The 22,702-nt window shown below is 61.4% G+C and carries 14 protein-coding genes; 5 read left to right on the plus strand and 9 right to left on the minus strand.

The features are described 5' to 3' along the window. Window positions 1–80: 80 nt before the first annotated feature. Genes BMZ10_RS15830 through BMZ10_RS15855 form a run of 6 tightly spaced genes read right to left on the minus strand, consistent with a single transcriptional unit; the run spans window position 81 to window position 6,946 of the window. Complete coding sequence (locus BMZ10_RS15830; RefSeq protein ID WP_093464075.1) at window positions 81–1,763, minus strand: BatD family protein; 1,683 nt, start codon at window positions 1,761–1,763, stop codon at window positions 81–83. Next, a complete protein-coding gene (locus BMZ10_RS15835; RefSeq protein ID WP_093464200.1) occupies window positions 1,760–3,478 on the minus strand; it encodes a VWA domain-containing protein in 1,719 nt (572 codons plus the stop codon). Before BMZ10_RS15835 ends, BMZ10_RS15830 begins: the two co-directional genes overlap by 4 nt. Before the next feature lie 8 nt (window positions 3,479–3,486). Continuing rightward, the gene (locus BMZ10_RS15840) at window positions 3,487–4,554 is read right to left on the minus strand and encodes a vWA domain-containing protein (RefSeq protein ID WP_093464078.1); all 1,068 of its coding nucleotides are present in this window, start codon (window positions 4,552–4,554) and stop codon (window positions 3,487–3,489) included. Then, a complete protein-coding gene (locus BMZ10_RS15845; protein WP_093464081.1) occupies window positions 4,547–5,041 on the minus strand; it encodes a DUF4381 domain-containing protein in 495 nt (164 codons plus the stop codon). Before BMZ10_RS15845 ends, BMZ10_RS15840 begins: the two co-directional genes overlap by 8 nt. Continuing rightward, entirely contained in the window at window positions 5,038–5,982 is a 945-nt protein-coding gene (locus BMZ10_RS15850) for a DUF58 domain-containing protein (protein WP_093464202.1), read from the minus strand. The genes BMZ10_RS15845 and BMZ10_RS15850 overlap by 4 nt, the downstream gene beginning before the upstream one ends. A gap of 4 nt (window positions 5,983–5,986) precedes the next feature. Beyond that, window positions 5,987–6,946, minus strand: coding sequence for an AAA family ATPase (locus tag BMZ10_RS15855; protein ID WP_037013687.1), 960 nt, complete (start codon window positions 6,944–6,946; stop codon window positions 5,987–5,989). A 196-nt stretch (window positions 6,947–7,142) separates the two neighbouring features. On the opposite strand from BMZ10_RS15855, the gene BMZ10_RS28015 reads away from it, so the two are divergent. Continuing rightward, window positions 7,143–7,271 (plus strand): hypothetical protein, encoded by a 129-nt coding sequence (locus BMZ10_RS28015; protein WP_256214513.1) that lies wholly within the window; start codon window positions 7,143–7,145, stop codon window positions 7,269–7,271. On the opposite strand, the gene BMZ10_RS15860 is transcribed toward BMZ10_RS28015, so the two are convergent. Next, the gene (locus BMZ10_RS15860) at window positions 7,261–7,620 is read right to left on the minus strand and encodes a hypothetical protein (protein ID WP_093464085.1); all 360 of its coding nucleotides are present in this window, start codon (window positions 7,618–7,620) and stop codon (window positions 7,261–7,263) included. The two genes, BMZ10_RS28015 and BMZ10_RS15860, sit on opposite strands and share 11 nt — an antisense overlap. A gap of 574 nt (window positions 7,621–8,194) precedes the next feature. Here BMZ10_RS15860 and BMZ10_RS15865 point away from each other — a divergent pair. The 3 genes from BMZ10_RS15865 (at window position 8,195) to BMZ10_RS15875 (ending at window position 18,028) form a co-directional block, all read left to right on the plus strand. Continuing rightward, entirely contained in the window at window positions 8,195–13,051 is a 4,857-nt protein-coding gene (locus BMZ10_RS15865; protein ID WP_093464088.1) for an NAD-glutamate dehydrogenase, read from the plus strand. Window positions 13,052–13,300: 249 nt separating this feature from the next. Continuing rightward, window positions 13,301–17,617 (plus strand): RHS repeat-associated core domain-containing protein, encoded by a 4,317-nt coding sequence (locus BMZ10_RS15870; protein WP_093464090.1) that lies wholly within the window; start codon window positions 13,301–13,303, stop codon window positions 17,615–17,617. A gap of 9 nt (window positions 17,618–17,626) precedes the next feature. Continuing rightward, window positions 17,627–18,028 carry a hypothetical protein gene (locus BMZ10_RS15875; protein WP_143070296.1) on the plus strand — a complete coding sequence of 134 codons (402 nt, stop codon included), beginning with the start codon at window positions 17,627–17,629 and terminating at the stop codon, window positions 18,026–18,028. A gap of 183 nt (window positions 18,029–18,211) precedes the next feature. Here BMZ10_RS15875 and acnB read toward each other — a convergent pair whose 3' ends face one another. Then, entirely contained in the window at window positions 18,212–20,812 is a 2,601-nt protein-coding gene (acnB, locus tag BMZ10_RS15880) for a bifunctional aconitate hydratase 2/2-methylisocitrate dehydratase (protein ID WP_093464096.1), read from the minus strand. Between the two features lie 406 nt (window positions 20,813–21,218). Between acnB and BMZ10_RS15885 the strand changes: the two genes are divergently transcribed. Next, complete coding sequence (locus BMZ10_RS15885; RefSeq protein ID WP_093464099.1) at window positions 21,219–21,692, plus strand: DUF1289 domain-containing protein; 474 nt, start codon at window positions 21,219–21,221, stop codon at window positions 21,690–21,692. 57 nt (window positions 21,693–21,749) lie between these two features. Here BMZ10_RS15885 and BMZ10_RS15890 read toward each other — a convergent pair whose 3' ends face one another. After that, window positions 21,750–22,625, minus strand: a complete 876-nt coding sequence (locus BMZ10_RS15890) for a universal stress protein (protein WP_093464204.1) — start codon at window positions 22,623–22,625, stop codon at window positions 21,750–21,752. Window positions 22,626–22,702 lie beyond the last annotated feature (77 nt).

Below are 22,702 nucleotides of genomic sequence, written 5' to 3' on the forward strand. Positions count from 1 at the left end.
CCCGCCACGACCTCGAGGCGTTCGCGCTCGCAGGTCATGACTCAACCTGATGAATCGACGATGACTTGTCGATAAAAAAATCATTTCGGATAAAGCGGCGGCAAACTGTCGGCGCCGTTGGGGTCCTGCGGTTTTTCCACAGCGGGCAGCGCTTTCACCGCCCGCCACAGGTCTTCGCCCAGCCAGAGTTTGCCGGTTTCACTGTAAAGGGCGCCATTGAGACCATCCAGTGCGTCGGACAGCGGCACGAAGCGTGCGGCCATATCGGCGAGTGTCTCAGGTTGCTGGCGCGCCCAGGCATCCAGCGCCTGACGCGTCGCATGGGGATCATTGGCCAGACTGGCGCGTTTGAGGTCGTCAAGCACCGTGCGCGGACTCGGTCCGGCCTGCGCGACCCGGGTCAGCGCAGGCTGCCAGCGTGCTCGCCACCACAGGCCGAAGCCCAGCAGCGTGGTGAAACTGAGCAGCACCGTGCTCAGCTGCCACGGCCAGATCGGGGCGCCGTTGAGCGCGCCGCCGTTGTCGCTGACCGGCATGTCCACCGCCAGCGCCGGATTGGTGCTGACCTGCAACGTGCGGGCGGGCAGGGCACTGTGTTCCAGATGGTCTTCCTGGGTGTTCCACCAGACCAGATCCACCGCCGGGATGTCGATGGCGCCTGGCCGGTTCGGAACCAGTGCTTCACGCTCCTCGCGCATCCCGGTCAGGCCGCGTTCTCCGGCCTGATTGCTCAGCTGCGGCTGATCGGGATAGCGCCGCAGCGCGCTCACTTCCGTGGCCGGCAACGGCGGCAATTGCGCGCTGGACAGGCCTTGGGCCTTGAGCTGCAAGGTGCGGGTCAGGGAATCGCCGATCTGGCTGTGCGCCGGATCCGGGCTCCAGTTCTCGCTCAGGCTGATGCTGCGCGCCGGCAACCAGGGCGTGTTGGCCGGGTAGTTGGCCGGCTGCGGCTTGACCTTCAGGATCATGGGCAGCGAGGTGACGCGCATCAGCCGTCCGGGCTTCGGAGCACCGGCGATGGCGCCGGGAGGTATCGCTGCAGCGGCGCCGGCGTCCGGCGTGTCTTGCACCAGCGTCGCACTGAACTCCTGGGCCGGAATGACAAGGTCGCCGCTCTGCTGTGGGTAGAGTGCGTAGCGCATTTCGATCACGCCGTGGCGAATGCCGTTGATCTGTTTTTCATAGGTGCGGGTGTCGCCAAGCTTCTCGATTCGGGCATCCGGCACCTGCAAAGGCGTAAGGTTGCTGTCGTCGAACAACGACACCGAATGATAAATCCGCACGGTCAGCAGCGCCTGCGCCTGCACGTAAACGGTGTCCTGATCGAGGCTCGCCTCCATGAACACCGGGTCGAGCTTCTGTTGTTCACCTTTGGCCGACGGCTCGACCTCCACCACCTGCAGCGTGATGGGCTGGCTGGTCATCGCGCCGAGTTTCAACGGCGGAATCTCGATCGAGCCGCTGTGTTTCGGCATCAGTGTGATCAGCCAGCGCGTGGTGGCGTGCACGTTGCCTTCCAACGTTGTCAGGCTATTGAGCTGACGCGTGTCGCGCACCTCGAAATCAGCCTCCAGCGTGCTCATGTCGGGTTTGCCGAACACCGTCGCGTCGTCGGTTTCCAGCGTCAGTTCCACGGTTTCGCCGGTGTTGACACGCGTGCGGTCGACGCTCGACAGCAGCGCCGAAGCCGGGGTGTCGGCCTGCGCCACGACGGCAAACAGGCACAGCCACCAGGCAATTAGCAACGTGTGCACTCGACTCATCGGGTCTTTTCCTGATGCTGCTGTTGTTCGTACCAGAATTTACGCCGCAGCAGTTCGCCCGGCTCGTCCGGGATCTGCCGCAACCATTGCTCGAGCGCCTGTTTCTGTTCGCCGTTGATCTGGCTGTCAGCAGGTTTTCCGGGTGCCTGCGTCAGCTCATCGGCATCCGGTCCCGAGCCTGTCGCCTGCGCCCCGGTGGTCATGTCCTGCGAGCGTTGGGCGTCGTCGTCCTCGTCGCCGCTCGGCTGGGTTTGCGGATTCGATGACGGTTGCTCGACGTTGCCGGAACGAGGATTGTCGCCGTTCTCATCGCCCTGCGCGTTTTTGCGCTCAGTTTCCTGTGACGCGGTCTGCCGTTGCTCTTCCAGCATCTGCTGAACCAGCGCCTTGTTGGCAGCCGCAGCGGGGAAGTCCGCCTGCCGCTCCAGCGCCTGTTCATAAGCATCCGCTGCCGCTTCGAGTTCGCCACTTTGCGCCAGCGCATTGCCGCGATTGTAGTGGTCGGCGGCGCTGTTGCCTTTGGCGAAACGCTCGGCGGCGCCTGCATAGTCGCCCGCCTGATACAGCGCCACGCCTTGCCATTGCTGATCTTCGAAGTGTTTCGCCGCCTCGCCGGGACGATGGCGCTCCAGCCAATGCTGACCTTGCTGGTCGGGTCGGCGCCACAGATCCTGAAACTCGAACGCGTAGCTGTGCTGGGGCATCATCAGCAGCAGCGGCAGGCAAAACAGCCAGCCGCGTCGACCCGCGCAGGCCGCCAGCAAGAGCAGAGGCAGCAACAGCCAGTACCCCTGATCCGCCCAGCTGTCGAGTTGCAGGGTCTGACCTTCGCCGAGCAGACCTTTGGGGCCATCGAGCAGACCCAGTTCATTGAGGTCGTCGCTGTCCAGACGCAACTGGCTGTAGCGGCCGCCCAATGCTTCGGCGAAGTCCTTGAGAGTCGGGCTGTCCAGCCGCGGCACGAGAATCCCGCCCTGAGCGTCCTTCAGAAAGCCGCCTTTTTCCTGTGTGACCGGCGCGCCCTCGGCGGTCCCGACGCCCAGCATCAGCAAGGGCGGCGCGTGGTTGCCCATTGCCTGACGAATGCCCTCGCGTTCCGGCTCGCTGAGCGACGAACCGATCCACAATAACCGGCCTTGCCCCAGCGCGCCTTGCTTGAGCAGCTCCAGCGCCTTGCGCACCGCAAGATCCGCCCGCTGACCCGGCTCGGGCATGATCGACGGTTTGATCGCATCGAGCAGATTCTTGCTGGTTGCCAGATCGTCGGACAGCGGCACGAGCGTGTGTGCGCTGCCGGCATATACGATGATCGCGGTCTGCGCATCGGGGCGGGCCTGCAGCAGGTCCAGCAGTTTGCGTCGCGCCTGTTCCAGACGCGAGGGTGGACTGTCGGCTGCAAGCATTTCTGGGGTGAGCTCAAGCATGACCACCAACGGGTCGACCGGCTTCTGACTGGTCTGTTCCACGCGCTGCCAGCTGGGCCCGAGCAAGGCGAGCAAGGTCAGCAGCCAGCCACATCCGAGGGCAATCCACGGCAGCTTGCTTTCACGCCCACTGCCGCCGCTGAGCAACACCGAATGGAAGGCGCTGGGCAGAATCATCTGCCAGCGGCCGACGCGCTTCTGCCGGTTCCACAGTCGCCAAAGCAGCCAGCCCAGCAAAGGCAGCACGATCAGCCAGCCGGGGCGCAGCCAGTGAGGCCAGAGGACCAGCATGGACGCGATCATCGGTGCCTCCGCAGACGCTTGAAGCGCTGGCGCCACGTCGTGCCCTGAATGAGCACCGGTTGCCGGGCGAGGAGTCGGGAGAGCGGGTTGTTCGGCCAGCGTTCCTGGATGACCAGCAACACGCTCAACACCAGAGCGATCGACAGCGGCCAGTGATAAAGCGCTAACGCGGGGCGCGCCCGGGTCGGCTGTTGCGCGACAGGCTCCAGGGTGTCGAGCGCCTTGCCGATCCGCGCCAGTTGCACGCCATCCCGCGCCCTGAAGTACTGCCCGCCGCTGATCGCCGCGATTTCACGCAGCGCCGGTTCATCCAGGTCCAGGCTCGGATTGAGCCCCAGAATGCTGGTTGCGCCCTTGTCCGGATCGGCGCCGATGCCGATCGGGTAGATCTTCACGCCTTCACTGGCCGCCAGGCGCGCGGCGGTGGCCGGGTCGATCTGACCGGCATTGTTGGCGCCGTCGGTCACCAGAATCAGCACCCGGCTTTGTGCCGGACGCAGGCGCAGACGCTTCAGGGCCAGGCCGATGGCGTCGCCAATGGCGGTGTTCTTCCCGGCGATGCCGATCCGCGCCTCGTCCAGCCAGACGCGAACGGTCTTGCGGTCGAAGGTCAGCGGCGCCTGCAAGTACGCCTGACTGCCGAACAGGATCAGGCCGACGCGGTCGCCCCGGCGGTGCTCGAGAAAATCGCCGAGCAACATCTTCACCAGCGTCAGACGACTGACTTCGTCGTTCTGCCAGACCATGTCCGGATAATCCATCGACCCCGAAACGTCCACGGCCACCAGCAGGTCACGACCGCTGGCCGCGACCGGCAACGGCTCGCCGAGCCATTGAGGGCGGGCGGCGGCGACCAGCAGCAACAACCACAGCGTGACGAAGGGCAGCTGCCGTCGCCAGCCCGGCAGATGAGCCCGGGCACGGCGACCGGCCAGGCCTTCGAGTTCGTTCAGGAAGCTGACTTTCAACGCTGCTTCGCCGCTGTCTGCTGGCGACAATACGAAGCGCAGCAGCCATGGAAGCGGCAGCAGGACGAAGGCCCACGGCCAGGCGAACTCAAACATGCTTGCGAATCCAAGTCTCGACCGATTGGGTCAGGCCATTGATGGCTTTGTCGTCAAGCTTGCATTCGGGCTTGTAGGCGCCTTCGACCAGGATCATCCAGCGCGTGAGGCCCGCCGCCGGGCAGCGGTTATCCAGAAACGCCAGCCACTTACGGCCATTGAGCGTGTGGCTCTGGCTGTACGGGTAGTGGTTGCGGCACAGGCGTTTGAGCAGGCCGTTGATTTGCTGCAGCCAGGCACCGGCAGGAGCGCCGTCGTAGGGTTTGGGCATCTGCGAAAGCTCGATCAGTGCCGCTTGACGCAACGGGTCGAGCGGCTGTTCGGCGTTTTCGTCAGCGGCTCTTTTGGGAAGCCACACGCGTGCCCGCCACAACCCGTAGCCCAGCACCGGCAACAGAACCAGCAGCAGCCACCAGCCCGGAGCGGGCGGCCAGAAACCCACCGGCTCCGGGAGGATCAGCGGTTGCAGTTGGTCCAGCGAACTCATGGTTGTTTCACCGGCTGTTCGCCTGTGAGGTACTCGCGCAGCTGTTCGACCATCTCGCGCTGCGTGCTGAGCGGCATCAACAGCACGCGCAGCTTCTTTGCCAGCAGCTCCCAGCGCGCCTGGCGCGCCTCGCCCTGAGCCCGATAGGCCTGACGCAGATCCGGATTGAGCGTGTCCAGCTCCAGTTGTGCGCCTCGGTCGGCGAAGCGCAACAGGCCCGCGGCAGGGAGGGCGTGGTCGAGCGGGTCGGAAAGCGGCAGCAGCAACAGGTCGCAATGCCGGGACAGCAGCGCCAACTGTTGTTCGGCCGAGTCGGACAGGGCACGTTCGTCACACAGAATGATGACCAGACTGCCCGGGCGCAGCACTTCCCGGGCGCGGCGCAGGGCGACGCCGAACGTGTCGCGATCGGCCACTGCTTCGGTGTGCAGCGACTGGTTGACCCGCACCAGCCGGTTGAGCAGCTGCAACAGGCTTTGCTTGCTGCGCCGTGGCTTGATTTCGTAGTGCTGATTGTCGCCGAACACGAGGCCGCCGACCCGGTCGTTGTGGCCCAGCGCGGCCCAGCCCACCAGTGCTGCTGCCTGCGCGGCCAGCACCGACTTGAACATCAGCCCGGAGCCGAAGAACAGCCGCCGGCTCTGCTCGACCATGATGAAAATGGGGCGCTCACGCTCCTCGTGAAACAGTTTGGTGTGCGGCTCCTGCGTCCGGGCCGTGACCCGCCAGTCAATGGTTCTGACGTCATCGCCCGCCTGATAGACGCGCACCTGATCAAAATCGACGCCTCGGCCGCGCAGCTTGGAGTGATGCAGGCCGATCAGCGGGCTGCGCTGGCTCGGTGTTGAAAACAGCTGCACTTCGCGCACCCGATGCCGCATTTCGATCAGCTCGGCGAGGCTGATGCGGATGCCCGGTTGGGAGATCAGGTAGGGTTGCATGGGGTCAGGCGACGGCAACGACGTCGAGAATGCGCTGGATCACACGGTCCTGATCGATGCCTGCGGCTTCGGCCTCGAACGACAGAATGATGCGGTGGCGCAGCACGTCGAAGACCATGGCCTGGATGTCCTCGGGGCTGACGAAGTCACGCCCGGCCAGCCACGCATGGGCGCGTGCGCAGCGGTCCAGGGAAATCGAACCGCGTGGGCTGGCGCCGTAGCCGATCCATTCGGCGAGCTCAGCGTCGAACTTGGCCGGTGTGCGGGTCGCCATGACCAGCTGCACCAGGTATTCCTCGACCGCATCGGCCATGTACAGGCCGAGAATTTCCTTGCGTGCGGCAAAGATGGCCTGCTGGCTGACGCGACGCTCGGGCTTGGTTTCGCCGTTGAGCGCTTCGCCGCGGGCCTGCTGGAGAATCTTGCGCTCCACCGTGGCGTCCGGAAAGCCGATCTTGACGTGCATCAGGAAGCGGTCGAGCTGAGCCTCGGGCAGCGGATAGGTGCCTTCCTGCTCGATCGGATTCTGGGTGGCCATCACCAGAAACAGCGGCGACAGGTCGTAGGTGCTGCGGCCCACGCTGACCTGGCGCTCGGCCATGGCTTCAAGCAGCGCCGACTGCACCTTGGCCGGCGCGCGGTTGATTTCGTCGGCCAGCACCAGGTTGTGGAAAATCGGGCCTTGCTGAAACACGAAGCTGCCGGTTTCAGGGCGATAGATTTCCGTGCCGGTGATGTCGGCGGGCAACAGGTCGGGGGTGAACTGAATCCGGTGGAACTGTGCTTCGATGCCTTCGGCCAGCTCTTTGATCGCCTTGGTCTTGGCCAGACCCGGCGCGCCTTCGACCAGCATGTGACCGTCGGCCAGAAGCGCGATCAGAAGACGCTCGACCAGTTTCTCCTGCCCCAGAATCTGGGTAGAGAGAAAGGTTCGCAGCGCGATCAACGCTTCACGATGTTCCATCGATGGCAGTTCCTGGCAGGGGGGCAGCAGCGCCAAGGGGCGCCGAAGCTGGGGGCGTTACTTTAATCCATCCGGAGGGGCGGCGACTAATCGGCTAAGGCTTTTTTCAGCAATTTCGGCCATGTATGAGGCGAAAATGAGAATTGCCTGACAAGTCCAGGCGAAGATCGGCGTTTTGCCGCACTTGTGTTGTTCGATGTCAAGGCGGTTGGATACCGACGTCATCCTGCATGTCCGCTACCTGGCGGTTGACGGTGGCAAGCGATTCAGGGAGGCGGTCGAGCACTGGCTGAGAACGCTGGCGCCAGAGGCGTTCATCCGCTGATTTCGCTGGCGTAGGTGCCGACGCCCCTCAGAATAATCCGCAGCGTTGCATCCAGCTCGGCCAGTTCGCTGGCTGGCGTACTGTGCAGGATTTCAAAGATAGTCTGGCCATCGAAGGGCCTGGCGTCTGCTGCGTCGATTTCCACCAGCAGCCGTTGCGCGCTGAGCGTTACCCTGAGGTGTTCGACGTGAATGGTGTCGTCGCGGAAGGTGATGTCCACTTCGTCTTCGTCAGGGAAGCGCGCCAGCAGGAACAGGTCGCCATTGCTGCCGTGGCAACAGGCCAGCGCCATGTCATCTTCTTCCTCGTCGCAAGGGTTATGGATGAAGCTGTCGGTCGTGATTTGCATGGGCGTGGTCCTGAGGCTCGAGTGGTGGCAGACGATGATTTTGCCAGTCCTGAAGAATTTTTGCGCTTCGCCCGACCGGATTGCTGATGACGCGGGCCGATGCTTTTGCAGACGCGCCCCGTAGGAATGATGAAAACCAAAGTTGGCAATTCCTCGAATGTGGGAAATATCCCGCAACTTCTGGCGCATCGTTCGACGATCTGTGCCGAACCGGTCTACATACACCTACTCTGCGCCGCGGCATTCTTGCGCCATGGGAAACAACCGGCAGCAGGCTGATGTCCGAATATGTCGCAGCACCGCAAGCAGGTGCGGGGTCGCTCTCGTTAAGCTGCGCAGCAGATGAACGGACGCGTGGCCGAGCCTGCCTGGGCAGACGCCGCGTCGATCGTCATCCGGGCCAATTCGATGTGACGACTTACACACGACAGGCGTTAGTACTTCAGGCAAAGCGAATCGCTCTGCTCGCTGTCACGTTTTGCTGACTATCATCGATCAGGCGCAAACGTGGCAGATGGCCCCGATACCACGCATCTCTCCTATATAAAAGCTCAAGCCAAGCGGAGTACCACAGATGGCGTTCTTCACCGCAGCCAGCAAGTCCGACTTCCAGCATCAACTGCGAGCGGCACTGGCTCAGCACATCAGTGAACAGGCACTGCCACAAGTGGCGCTGTTCGCCGATCAATTCTTCGGCATCATTTCCCTCGACGAACTGACCCAGCGCAGGCTCTCCGACCTCGCCGGCTGCACCCTGTCGGCCTGGCGCCTGCTCGAGCGTTTCGAACATGCCACGCCGCAAGTCCGGGTCTATAACCCTGACTACGAGCGTCATGGCTGGCAGTCGACGCACACCGCCGTTGAAGTCCTGCATCATGACCTGCCGTTTCTGGTGGATTCGGTTCGCACCGAGCTGAACCGTCGCGGCTACAGCATCCATACGCTGCAGACCACCGTGCTGAGCGTGCGCCGTGACGAAAAAGGCCAGTTGGTCGAGCTGCTGCCCAAGGGCACCAGCGGTGATGGCGTTCTGCAAGAATCGTTGATGTACCTGGAAATCGACCGTTGCGCCAACGCAGCCGAATTGAATGTGCTGGCCCGCGAGCTGGAGCAGGTGCTGGGCGAAGTGCGTGTTGCGGTTGAAGATTTCGAGCCGATGAAGGCCAAGTTGCATGAGCTGCTGGCCGGCATCGACAGCATCAGCTACAACGTCGATCCGGACGAAAAATCCGAGGTCAAGGTGTTCCTGGAATGGCTGGTCAACAACCATTTCACCTTCCTGGGCTATGAGGAATTCACGGTCAGTGGCGACGGCGAGGGTGGCCAGCTCACTTACGATCAGTCTTCGTTCCTCGGCCTGACCAAGCTGCTGCGCGCCGGCCTCACTGCCGAAGACCTGCACATCGAAGGGTATGCAGTGAACTACCTGCAGGAGCCCACGCTGCTGTCTTTCGCCAAGGCCGCTCACCCGAGCCGCGTGCACCGCCCGGCGTACCCGGACTATGTGTCGATCCGTCAGATCGACGCCGACGGCAAGGTCATCAAGGAATGCCGTTTCATGGGCCTTTACACCTCGTCGGTGTATGGTGAAAGCGTACGCAACATCCCGTACATCCGTCGAAAGGTCGCCGAGGTCGAGCGTCGTTCCGGTTTCGATGCCAAGGCGCACCTGGGCAAAGAGCTGGCTCAGGTGGTCGAAGTCCTGCCGCGCGACGACCTGTTCCAGACGCCCGTGGACGAACTGTTCACCACAGTCATGTCCATCGTGCAGATCCAGGAACGCAACAAGATCCGCGTATTCCTGCGCAAAGATCCATACGGGCGTTTCTGCTACTGCCTGGCCTATGTGCCGCGCGATGTGTATTCGACCGAAGTGCGGCAGAAAATCCAGCAAGTACTGATGGAGCGCCTGAAAGCCAGCGATTGTGAGTTCTGGACCTTCTTCTCCGAGTCCGTTCTGGCCCGTGTGCAGCTGATCCTGCGCGTGGATCCGAAGGTCACGCTGGACATTGATCCGCAGCAGCTGGAAAACGAGGTCATTCAGGCCTGCCGTTCCTGGAAGGACGACTACGCCAGCCTGATCGTCGAGAGCTTCGGCGAGGCTCAGGGCACCAATGTCCTGGCCGACTTCCCGAAGGGCTTTCCGGCAGGTTATCGCGAGCGCTTCGCCGCACATTCCGCCGTTGTGGACATGCAGCATGTGCTGAGTCTGTCCGAAAGCAATCCGTTAGTGATGAGCTTTTATCAGCCTCTGTCCGGCGACAAGGCGCAGCTGCACTGCAAGCTCTACCACGCCGACACGCCGCTGGCACTGTCCGACGTGCTGCCGATTCTGGAAAACCTGGGCCTGCGCGTGCTGGGCGAATTCCCTTACCGCCTGCGCCACACCAACGGTCGGGAGTTCTGGATTCACGATTTCGCCTTCACCTATGGCGAAGGTCTGAAGCTGGACCTGCAACAGCTCAACGACACCTTGCAGGATGCCTTCGTCCACATCGTCCGCGGTGAGGCTGAGAACGATGCCTTCAACCGGCTGGTGCTGACCGCCGGCCTGCCGTGGCGCGACGTCGCATTGCTGCGCGCCTATGCCCGCTACCTGAAGCAGATTCGTCTGGGCTTCGATCTGGGCTACATCGCCAGCACCCTGAACAACCATGCGGACATCGCCCGTGAGCTGACGCGTCTGTTCAAGACCCGCTTCTATCTGGCGCGCAAGCTGACCGGCGGTGATCTGGACGACATGCAGCAGCGCCTGGAACAGGCGATCCTCACGGCTCTTGATGGCGTTCAGGTGCTCAACGAAGACCGCATCCTGCGTCGCTACCTTGATCTCATCAAAGCGACCATGCGCACCAACTTCTATCAGACGGATGCCAATGGTCAGAGCAAGAGCTACTTCAGCTTCAAGTTCAATCCGCGTCTGATCCCTGAATTGCCCAAGCCGGTGCCGAAATTCGAAATCTTCGTCTACTCGCCGCGGGTCGAGGGCGTCCATTTGCGCTTCGGTAATGTGGCGCGTGGCGGTCTGCGCTGGTCCGACCGCGAAGAAGACTTCCGCACCGAAGTGCTGGGTCTGGTGAAGGCTCAGCAGGTGAAAAACTCGGTCATCGTGCCGGTAGGCGCCAAAGGCGGCTTCCTGCCACGTCGTCTGCCGACCACCGGCACCCGCGATGAGATTCAGGCTGAGGCGATTGCCTGCTATCGCATCTTCATCTCCGGTCTGCTCGACATCACCGACAACCTGAAAGAAGGCGCATTGGTGCCACCTGCCAACGTCGTGCGTCATGACGACGACGACCCCTATCTGGTCGTGGCGGCCGACAAGGGAACGGCGACTTTCTCCGACATCGCCAACGGCATCGCCATCGATTACGGCTTCTGGTTGGGTGATGCATTCGCTTCCGGTGGTTCTGCCGGTTACGACCACAAGAAGATGGGTATTACCGCCAAAGGTGCCTGGGTGGGGGTGCAGCGTCACTTCCGTGAACGCGGCATCAACGTTCAGCAGGACAGCATCAGCGTGATCGGCGTCGGCGACATGGCGGGCGACGTGTTCGGCAACGGCCTGTTGATGTCCGACAAGTTGCAGCTGGTGGCAGCGTTCAACCACTTGCACATCTTCATCGACCCCAACCCGGAGCCTGCAAGCAGCTTCGCCGAGCGTCAGCGTCTGTTCGACCTGCCACGTTCGGCGTGGACCGATTACGACACCAGCATCATGTCCGAAGGTGGCGGTATCTTCCCGCGCAGCGCGAAGAGCATCACCATCACGCCGCAGATGAAGGAGCGTTTCGACATCACTGCAGACAAGCTGACCCCGACCGAGCTGATGCACGCATTGCTCATGGCGCCAGTGGACCTGTTGTGGAATGGCGGCATCGGCACCTACGTCAAAGCCAGTACCGAAAGCCACGCCGACGTCGGCGACAAGGCCAACGACGCCCTGCGCGTCAACGGCAATCAGTTGCGCTGCAAGGTCGTGGGTGAGGGCGGCAACCTGGGCATGACCCAACTGGGTCGCGTCGAATTCGGTCTGCTGGGCGGTGCAACCAACACCGATTTCATCGACAACGCTGGCGGCGTTGACTGCTCCGACCATGAAGTGAACATCAAGATCCTGCTCAACGAAGTGGTGCAGGCCGGTGACATGACCGAGAAACAGCGCAATCTGCTGCTCGAAAGCATGACCGATGAAGTGGGCAATCTGGTGCTTGGCAACAACTACAAGCAGACCCAGGCCCTGTCGCTGGCGGCACGTCGTGCCTATGAGCGCATAGCCGAATACAAGCGCCTGATGAGCGATCTGGAGTCGCGTGGCAAGCTGGATCGGGCCATCGAATTCCTGCCTGCCGAAGACCAGTTGGCCGAACGCATTGCCGAGAAGAAGGGCCTGACCCGGGCGGAGCTGTCGGTACTGATCTCCTACAGCAAGATTGACCTCAAGGAAGCGTTGCTCGAATCCCGTGTGCCGGATGATGACTATCTGGCGCGTGACATGGAGACGGCATTCCCGCCGTCACTGGGTGCGAAATTCTCCGAGTCCATGCGTCGCCATCGCCTGAAACGCGAAATCGTCAGCACGCAGATCGCCAACGATCTGGTCAATCACATGGGCATCACGTTCGTGCAGCGGCTCAAGGAGTCGACCGGCATGAGCGCTGCCAACGTGGCCGGCGCTTATGTGATCGTGCGCGACATTTTCCATCTGCCGCACTGGTTCCGTCAGATCGAAGCGCTGGACTACAAGGTTCCGGCTGAAATCCAGCTGGCACTGATGGATGAGCTGATGCGTCTGGGCCGTCGCGCCACCCGCTGGTTCCTGCGCAGCCGTCGAAACGAACTGGATGCGGCACGCGACGTGGCGCATTTCGGTCCGCATATCGCGGCACTGGGACTGAAACTGGACGAACTGCTGGAAGGGCCGACTCGCGAAGTCTGGCAAGAACGTTACAAGGAGTACGTCGATGCGGGCGTGCCGGAACTGCTGGCGCGCATGGTCGCGGGCACGACCCACTTGTACACGCTGTTGCCGATCATCGAGGCGTCGGATGTCACTGGCCAGAACGCTGCCGATGTCGCGAAGGTGTACTTCGCGGTGGGCAGTTCGCTGGACGTGACCTGGTACCTGCAGCAAATCAGTGCCCTGCCGGTGGAGAACAACTGGCAGGCGCTGGCACGCGAGGCCTTCCGTGATGACATCGACTGGCAACAGCGAGCGATCACGGTGTCCGTTCTGCAAATGGCCAACGGCCCTGCGGACGTGGAAGAGCGTCTGAACCTCTGGCTGGAGCAGCATCTGCCGATGGTCGAGCGCTGGCGCGCGATGCTGGTCGAGTTGCGTGCGGCCAGTGGCAACGACTACGCGATGTACGCCGTTGCCAACCGTGAGCTGCTGGACCTGGCCATGAGCGGGCAAACCGTCGTGGTGTAAGTTCGGTCGAGTCGTTACCAAAGCCCCGCATCGAGAGATGCGGGGCTTTTTTGTTTGGGGCGACGAGGGCCCTCGCAGGGTCATCGACAGGCTGTAGGTAAGGGGATTCCTCCCATCCGATAGGACCTGTAGTCAGCGCGTTGTAGTCCTTTTCGGAAAAGTCTGCAGCGCTCTCATTTTGTGTTTCTGCGCTCAGACAGCGGCGGTTTTAGCCTCTAGATTTCGCGCTTTCTCAGCGCGGAACACGGAATGTCTGACGCCCTTTGGGCTGCCCGTCAGGGTGACGCCCTTGCCCATAGTTCAGTGATGGCCGACGTGTTCGGTGGCGCGCTCGAGGTGTTCGCCACGGTGGGCGTCGGTGCTCTGGTGAGTGCGGCGATCGTCGCCGCTGCGGGGGTGACCGTCGCCACAGCCGGCCTCGGCGCCTGTGTGCTGGGTGTGGTCGTCGGGGGCGCCGTCACGGTTGGCATGCACCTCACTGGCGCAGACAGCCAGCTGACTGAGTTTTGCGAAAACCTGGCCAATGATCTTTTCCCGCCGACCGTCTGTGCGCGTATCTCAACGGGCTCGCACAACGTGTTCATTAACGGACTGCCAGCCGCGCGGGCTGCCGGCGCCACTGCCTCTGCTCCTGACGACCTGCCTGAAGACCTGGCACCGGAAGGCACTTTTCTGGACGTGGCCAAAGGCTTTTTCTCCGATCTGTGGCGACCCACCGTGGCGACGCCGGATCCTGCCGCCTCGCCACTGCCTGACGATCAGATCCTTTGCGACAGACACCCCGGCACGCCGGGGCAGTACCTGGCCGAGGGCTCGAGCTCGGTGTTCATCAACGGCCAGCCCGCGGTGCGCAGCGCCGATCGCAGCACCTGTGAAGCCACAGTGGTTTCATCGGGGTCAATTTCGCCGAACGTGCGCATCGGCGGCGGCAAGGCGGTTGTGCGCACCATCCGCAGTGGCAAGACGCCAGGCGTTGGCCTGACCGTTTCTACGCTGATGATGCTGCGCGGTGGCCCGGCGACATTCGTGAGCAGTCTGCCCTGTCTGTTGCTTGGCACCGCCAACGCCTATGCCGTGGGGGCGGTCGCAGAGGCATTGAGTAGAGCGGTTTCCGGTTCGCCGAACCCGGTGCATGCGGCAACGGGCGCCAAGGTGCTCGGCGGGCCTGAGGAACTGGATTTCCTACTGCCAGGCATGTTGCCCATTCAGTGGCAGCGCTTCTACAGCAGTCGGGATGTGCGTCGCCACGGGCTGTTGGGTGCGGGGTGGAGTGTGCCGTTTGAGGTGAGTGTAGAGGTCGAGCCACTCGCAGAGGGCGGCGAGCGGCTGATCTATGTCGACGAACAGGCGCGGCGGATCGACATGGGCGCAATCACGCCCGGCAGCGCGGTATTCAGTCCGGGCGAGGGGCTGGCGGTCAGGCGGCATGCCGACGGACGACTGCTGATCGAGAGCGAGGACGGGGTGTACCGGCTGTTCGAACCGAACCTCGTCGCGCCGACATGCTTACGGCTCACTCAACTGGGAGACCGCAACGACAACCGTATTCATATGGTGTACGACGCGCAGGGACGCCTTGCGCAGTTGCATGACGCGCTCGATATCGTCCGCATCAGGTTGGTGTACTCGGCGCAATGGCCGGGGCGGATCGCCCACGTCGAGCGGCTGTTCGATGACGGACTTGGCGCGGTTCTGGTCCGCTACGCCTATGACGCAGAGGGCAATCTGCGCGAAGTGCGCGATTCGCTGGACAAGGTTCAGCGGCGTTTCGCCTATGACGCCCGGCGCCACATGGTTGAGCACCAGTTGCCCTCCGGGCTGCGCTGTTTCTATGACTGGGCCCTGATTGATGCCCGCGAGTGGCGGGTGATTCACCACTGGACCGATGAAGGCGACGCATATCGTTTCGCGTACGACCTGAGTGCGGGCAGCACCGTTGTCACTGACGGCCTGAATCGTCGCAGCGTGCGCCGATGGAACAGTCAGCATCAGATCACCGAGTACACCGATAACCTCGACCAGACGTGGCAGTTCGTGTGGAACGATGAGCGTCAGCTGATCAGCGCCACCGACCCTGCTCTTGGCCTCTGGACATTCGGCTATGACGAAGCCGGCAACCTGAGCTCGACCAAAGACCCGCTCGGGCGCGCCGAGTCAACGCTATGGCTGGAGCATTGGTCGCTGCCCCGCGCGCAAACCGACGCGGCGGGCAATCACTGGCACTACCGCTACGATGCGCGCGGCAATCGCACCCATGAAGCTGACCCGTTGGGTCAGGTGACTCGCTACCGTTTCGACGAGGGTGGCCGGGTCGTCGAAATCATCGATGCCAGCGGCAAGAGCAAGCAGTTGCGCTGGAACGCGTTCGGGCAGTTGCTCGCTTACGTTGACTGCTCGGGGTACACGACCGAGTTTCAATACGACCGGCTCGGCTTTCTGAACCGCATTACCGACGCATTTGGTGAGCCCACTGATTACTGCCATGACGCTCAGGGACGTTTGCTGCAACGCGAGTCGCCGGTCGGGCGCATCGAGCGTTTCCTGCGAGACGACAGCGGTTTGCTCACCGGCTACGTCAACGCCGCCGGGGACCTCACGCGATACCAGTACAACCGGCGGGGTCAGCTGCTAAGACGTCTGGATCCTCATGAACGAGCGGTCGACTATCGCTACGACGCTTACGGCCGGCTGGATGCCCTGATCAACGAGAACGGCGAAACCTACCGCTTTGGCTGGGACGCCGGTGACCGACTTTCGTCCTGGCAGAACCTGGATGGTGGCCAGCGCCACTACCGCTACGACTCACTGGATAATCGGGTCTGGATCGGTCAGGTAGCGGGCGAGGAAGCCATCGTCCATGTGCTGGAGCGAGACGCTGTTGGCCGGCTGGTCGCCACACTGACCGACGATGGGCGCACTGCGTATGACTACGATGCGCTCGACAATCTCGTCGAAGTCAGCTTCACCGATCCGGACGGCAATCGGCAAAGCGTCGGGTTCTGCTACGACGGTCTGGGTCAATTGCTCAGCGAAACCACCGCCACTGGCACGCTTCATCATCGGTACGACGAACTCGGCAACCTGATCCAGACCCGCACACCCGATGGGCGCTGGATAAATCGGCTGCTCTACGGCAGCGGTCACCTGCACCAGATCAACCTGGACGGTGAGGTCATCTGCGACTTCGAGCGCGATCGTCTGCACCGCGAAGTGATGCGAACCCAAGGCCAGATCCACACGCGCAGCGCCTACGATCGCAGCGGCCGGCTGCACTCACGCACGCGTCAGCACATCAGCCGCCCCAGACCGCTGCCAGCCGACAGCTCGAAAGATTACGAGTACGACCTGATCGACAACCTGACCGGCCGGGTCGATCACTTACACCATGAACAACACCGCACCCTGCTGGCGTACGACGCCAGCGGTCGGATCCTCTCCACTCAGGACAGCCAGAGCGGGCTGCTGGAGCAGTTCGCCTACGACCCCGCGGCCAACCTCATGGACGGCCCGCCATCGCGCAACGGTCGGGTCACTCACAACCGGCTCGTGTCTTACGAGGACAAACGCTACCGATACGACAGCTTCGGTCGCCTGATCGAGAAACGCAGCGCCGCTCGCGGCCTGCAGCGGTTCGTCTACGACGCCGAAAGCCGCCTCATCGAAGTGCGAAACCCCGACCGTCAGGTCGTGCGCATGACCTACGACCCACTGGGCCGACGCATCGGCAAAACGTTGCTCCATCCCGCCGGTCATGTGCTCAGCGAGACCCGATTCACGTGGGACGGTATGCGCCTGCTGCAGGAAGCGCAAAACAGCCTGCCGACCCTTTACCTCTACGCCGATGGAAGCCACGAGCCCTTGGCCCGCGTCGACGGCTGGGGCGAACACCAGACCGTCCGCTATTACCACAACGACCTTAACGGCCTGCCGGAACAACTTACCGAGGCCGACGGCCAGCCTGTGTGGCAGGCACGCTACCGAGTCTGGGGCAACACCGCCCGGGAAACCCGCGAAGCCCACTTCGTCGAAAATCAGAACCTGCGTTTCCAGGGCCAATACCTTGATCGTGAAACCGGACTGCACTACAACACCTTCAGGTTCTACGACCCGGATATAGGCCGCTTTACAACCCCGGACCCGATCGGATTGGCGGGCGGACTGAACCTGTACCAATACGCGCCGAATCCGGTAGGGTGGGTAGATCCGTGGGGGTGGAGTTGTACTCCCAACAAGAAATCCTCCTATCAGGGGAAGAGTCGAAGGGATGCGTTCAGGCAGGCCAAGCGAGACGCGGACATACCTATGACGCAGTCTCCTTCCGGATACACAAGACCATACTTGCTTGATGAGAATAAGAAAATAATCATTGAAGGTGGATATCCTGTAGAGACTAGGCAATACAGGTTTATAAATGACCGAGGCGAGGCTGTGCTGATTCAGGAGCACAGCTGGGGTCACAAGAAGGCTGTGCCTGGTCATGGCGCGGAGCCTCACTTTAATGTGCGGCCAGCGAGAGATGATTGGACCGGGCACGTCCCTGGGACCCACGGGCATTATAATTTTTAGGTGCTTAACATGAATGTAGTAGACATGATAGATGGCAACCTGTTTTTGAAAAAATTATTCCCGGATGGCCTTGCTGGGCCCCTTTATCTCGGGCAGTTCGGCCTAGCGGGCGCAGGAAGATTTAGTATGAATATTCACACTCGGCAACGGCCTGCGATAGAGGTAGCCAAATGGGGGATATACGGTAAGCATTATGACGTAATTGTTATCGAGCTTTTAGGATGTGGGGTAAGAAATGTCAGCATCGAAAACTGGATAAATGCTGATTATGCTGTTTTTGATTTCTCAAAAGAGGGGCAGGATATTCGTATTGCCGCTAGCGGGGCTGAGTGGGCATTTGAGGCTACAGTCGCAAGCTTTAATTTTCAACGCTGTAGCACCTATATCGATGGAGAGCCTGAGGAGCACTAAAGTGTTTTTCGAAACTTATCTGGTCAATTTCTTCTCCGCCAGCCTCTAGCTTATTTTGCGTTCATGACGTGTTCTACAGCAATAGGTCATGAGGCCAAGCCTTTTTTCTCCATGTCAGCTTCAAAATTCTAGCCATAAAAAAACCCCGCCGAAGCGGGGCTTTTTCAACGCGGTATTACGTGCTTACGCTTGAACGACCGGGATGTTGGCGTTGGCTGCGATTTCACGGAATTCGGCGATCTGGTCGAAGCTCAGGTAGCGATAGACATCGGCTGCCATGCTGTCGATCTTGCCCGCGTATTCCATGTATTCCTCGACGGTCGGCAGGCGACCCAGGATCGATGCAACGGACGCCAGCTCAGCCGAGGCCAGGTAAACGTTCGCGCCATCGCCCAGACGGTTCGGGAAGTTACGGGTCGATGTCGAGACCACAGTGGAGTTCGGCTCGACGCGTGCCTGGTTACCCATGCACAGCGAGCAGCCCGGCATTTCCATGCGCGCACCGGCTTTGCCGTAGATGCCGTAGTAGCCTTCTTCGGTCAGCTGATGGGCGTCCATCTTGGTCGGAGGCGACAGCCACAGACGCGTTGGCAACTGGCCCTTGACCTGATCCAGCAACTTGCCCGCAGCGCGGAAGTGGCCGATGTTGGTCATGCACGAACCGATGAACACTTCATCAATCTTCTCGCCAGCGACGCTGGACAGCAGACGGGCGTCGTCCGGGTCGTTCGGCGCGCAGAGCACAGGCTCCTTGACGTCGGCCAGATCGATTTCGATGACTTCGGCGTATTCAGCGTCAGCATCGGCTTCCAGCAGCTCAGGGTTGGCAACCCAGGCTTCCATCGCCTGAGCACGACGCTCCAGCGTACGTGGGTCGCCGTAGCCTTCGCCGATCATCCAGCGCAGCAGGGTGATGTTCGACTTCAGGTACTCGGCGATCGACTCTTTCGACAGCTTGATGGTGCAACCGGCAGCGGAACGCTCGGCCGATGCGTCAGACAGTTCGAATGCTTGCTCGACGGTCAGGGTTTCCAGACCTTCGATCTCCAGGATGCGACCCGAGAAGGCGTTTTTCTTGCCTTTCTTCTCGACAGTCAGCAGGCCTTTCTGAATCGCGTAGTAAGGGATCGCGTGAACCAGGTCGCGCAGGGTGACGCCCGGTTGCAGCTTGCCTTTGAAGCGAACCAGGATCGACTCCGGCATGTCCAGCGGCATGACGCCAGTGGCAGCGGCGAAGGCGACCAGACCGGAACCGGCCGGGAACGAAATACCGATCGGGAAGCGGGTGTGCGAGTCGCCACCGGTGCCGACGGTGTCCGGCAGCAGCATGCGGTTCAGCCAGCTGTGGATGATGCCGTCGCCCGGACGCAGCGATACGCCGCCACGGGTCATGATGAAGTCAGGCAGCGTGTGGTGGGTCTTGACGTCGATCGGCTTTGGATACGCGGCGGTGTGGCAGAAGGACTGCATCACCAGATCGGTGGAGAAGCCCAGGCACGCGAGGTCTTTCAGTTCGTCACGGGTCATCGGACCTGTGGTGTCCTGAGAGCCGACGGTGGTCATCTTCGGTTCGCAGTAAGTGCCCGGACGGATGCCGTCGGTGCCACAGGCCTTGCCGACCATCTTCTGCGCCAGGGTGAAACCTTTGGTGCTGGCGGCAGGGACTTCAGGCAGCTTGAACAGGGTCGAAGGCGGCAAGCCCAGCTCGGCGCGCGCCTTGCCAGTCAGACCACGACCGATGATCAACGGAATACGGCCGCCTGCGCGAACTTCGTCCAGCAACACTGGCGTCTTCAGTTCGAACGTGGTGATGACTTCGTCGCTGTCGTGCTTGCAGACCTTACCCGCGTATGGATAGACGTCGATGACGTCGCCCATGTTGATGCTCGACACATCGAATTCGATAGGCAGTGCGCCCGCATCTTCCATGGTGTTGTAGAAGATCGGAGCGATCTTGCTGCCGAAGCAGAAGCCGCCGGCGCGCTTGTTCGGGACGTAAGGAACGTCATCGCCGAAGAACCACAGCACCGAGTTGGTCGCCGATTTACGCGACGAACCAGTACCGACCACGTCACCGACGTAGGCGATAGGGAAACCCTGACCGCGCATTTCTTCGATCTGCTTCATCGGGCCGATGGAGCCTTGCACGTCAGGCACGATGCCGTCGCGGGCCATTTTCAGCATGGCCAGGGCGTGCAGCGGGATGTCCGGGCGCGACCAGGCGTCGGGAGCAGGCGACAGGTCGTCGGTGTTGGTTTCGCCGGTGACCTTGAAGACGCGCAGGCTGATTTTCTCGGCCAGGGTCGGGCGCTTCTGGAACCACTCGCCGTCAGCCCAGGACTGCAGCACGGCTTGGGCGTGTGCGTTGCCGTTCTTGGCTTTTTCCGCGACGTCATGGAAGGCGTCGAACATCAGCAGGGTGTGCTTCAGTTGCTCAGCGGCGACCGGCGCAAGCTCGGCGTGGTCCAGCAGGTCGACCATGGTGACGATGTTGTAGCCGCCCTGCATGGTGCCGAGCAGTTCGACGGCGCGCTTCTTGTCCAGCAGAGGGGAGGTGACTTCGCCCTTGGCCAGAGCGGAGAGGAAACCGGCTTTGACGTAGGCAGCTTCGTCAACTCCAGGTGGAACGCGATTGGTGATCAGGTCAAGCAGGACAGCTTCTTCGCCAGCCGGTGGGTTTTTCAGCAGCTCGACCAGGCCTGCGGTTTGTTCGGCGTTAAGCGGCTGGGGCACGATACCCTGGGCGGCACGCTCTTCGATGTGTTTACGGTAGGCTTCAAGCACAGTATTACCCTCATCAGTGGTCCCAAATGGGTGTCCGGGACGCTCATCCGGAAAAGGTCCGCGACCGTGCATGTCAAAACTTTTTGAGTTTCTTGGCAGGAAGCTGACGATTTCCAACAGAAGCTGTTTTCAAAGTTTTACGCCTGCATGAGCGGTTCGGCGGAGGGGACGCAGGCGAGCCTGCGTCGTGGAACCGTCTGCGGGGTAGGCTTTCAAGGAAAGCCCTGACTGTGCTCGTGACGCTTTGAAAACAGCTTCCAACGGACATTGGCGCCTTAAAAGGCCCGATGATTCTACGGCAAAAAAAAACTAAAGGTAAGTTAGCCCCTACATCTTCAGGGGTGTACCGCGTTAGACAAAGGGCTAACATGCGGGCTCGTTTTGTCCGCCGCCGTGTCTTCCCGCCATGCCCAACCACATCATCAAAACGCCCTGCGTGGGGCTGTGTTCCACCGTCTACGGCGACCTGGTGTGTCGCGGCTGCAAGCGTTTTCATCACGAGGTCATTCACTGGAATGGCTACAACGAAGATGAAAAGAGAGCAGTGTGGTTACGGCTGGAACAACTGCTGGTGCAGGTCATGGCGGCAAAAGTCGAAGTGTTCGATCCACACAAGCTGCGCCTGCAGCTGGAACAACGCAAGATCCGCTTCGTGCCGCAGCAGTCCGAATACTGCTGGGCCTACCAGTTGATCGCTCGCGGCGCGCGCGTTATCAACCAGCTGGACGCCTACGGCATGGTCTTGCTGCCTGAATTCCGCGACTGGTCGCTGCCTGAATTGCGAGATGCCATTGATCGGGAATTTTTCCTGCTCTCCGAAGCGCACTACGAACGCTACATTGCGCCAGGCTTTCTGAAGGACGCCATGGGCGGGGTGTGATTACGCCAGACACACTGCGGGGCGTGCTTGTCGGCGATTGCGCCAGTTGAGAGCCGGTCATCCGTTAGCCAGAGCTTCCTTCAGATGCTTGAGTGTTTCCTCGCTTTTGAGCACCAGCACGTCACTTTCCAATGAGTCGAGCACCACTTCCGCGGTGTTGCCGATCAACGCGCCGGAAATGCCTGTCCTGCCCACCGTACCAATTACGGTCACCGCGGCTTTGAGATGATGCGCCGTGTGAGGGATCAAGACGTCCGCTGGCCCTTGAGCGATATGCAGGTGGCTGTCGTCGACGTTGAATTCGGCCTGGAACGCCTGGCACTGCTCGCGATACTGCGCTTCGACCTCCGTTGACAGCGGATAGACCGGGTCGGCGGCCGACAACAAGGGGGAGGGGTGAGCGGTGATGACGTGCAGGTCGATGCCCGTGAGGCGGGCCAGGGCATAGCCGTACTGAACGATAGTGTGATGCAGGGCGCAGTGCTCGCCATCCGGATTCCCCACGTCGACCGCTGCCAGCACCGCCGAACCTTTCCACGGCCGATCGGTTTTCACCAGCAACACCGGGCACGGGCAGTAGCGCAGCAGCTTCCAGTCATCGGGCGTTAACAGCGCCTTCTTCAGGGGGCTGTCGGGGATATGCTGTTTGATGACCAGATTCGAGCCTTCAGCCTGCTGCACCTTGATGATGGTCTGATGAACACTTTCATGCCAGTCCTGCTGGGCGGTGACGTTGAAGTCCTCGGCGAGCAGGTCGTGCTTGAGCGTCGTCAGCAACTCGGTATGGCTGGAATTCTTGTCACATACCAACAGATGCAGGCTCGCTCCGGTGTCGTTGGCGAGCAGGCACGCCCTGCGGATGGCCAGACTTTCAGCCTGATCGGTTTCGGCGTCGGGCTCGATGACAACGAGAATCCTGCGAATCGATTGCATGAGCTGATCTCCGCTGAAAGGCGTCACGAAACCTGCGGTCATCGGCGCCTGTGACTCTTTCTTTTCACTTGCCATTT

The sequence above is a fragment of the Pseudomonas sp. NFR16 genome (assembly GCF_900108875.1).
Taxonomy (GTDB): domain Bacteria; phylum Pseudomonadota; class Gammaproteobacteria; order Pseudomonadales; family Pseudomonadaceae; genus Aquipseudomonas.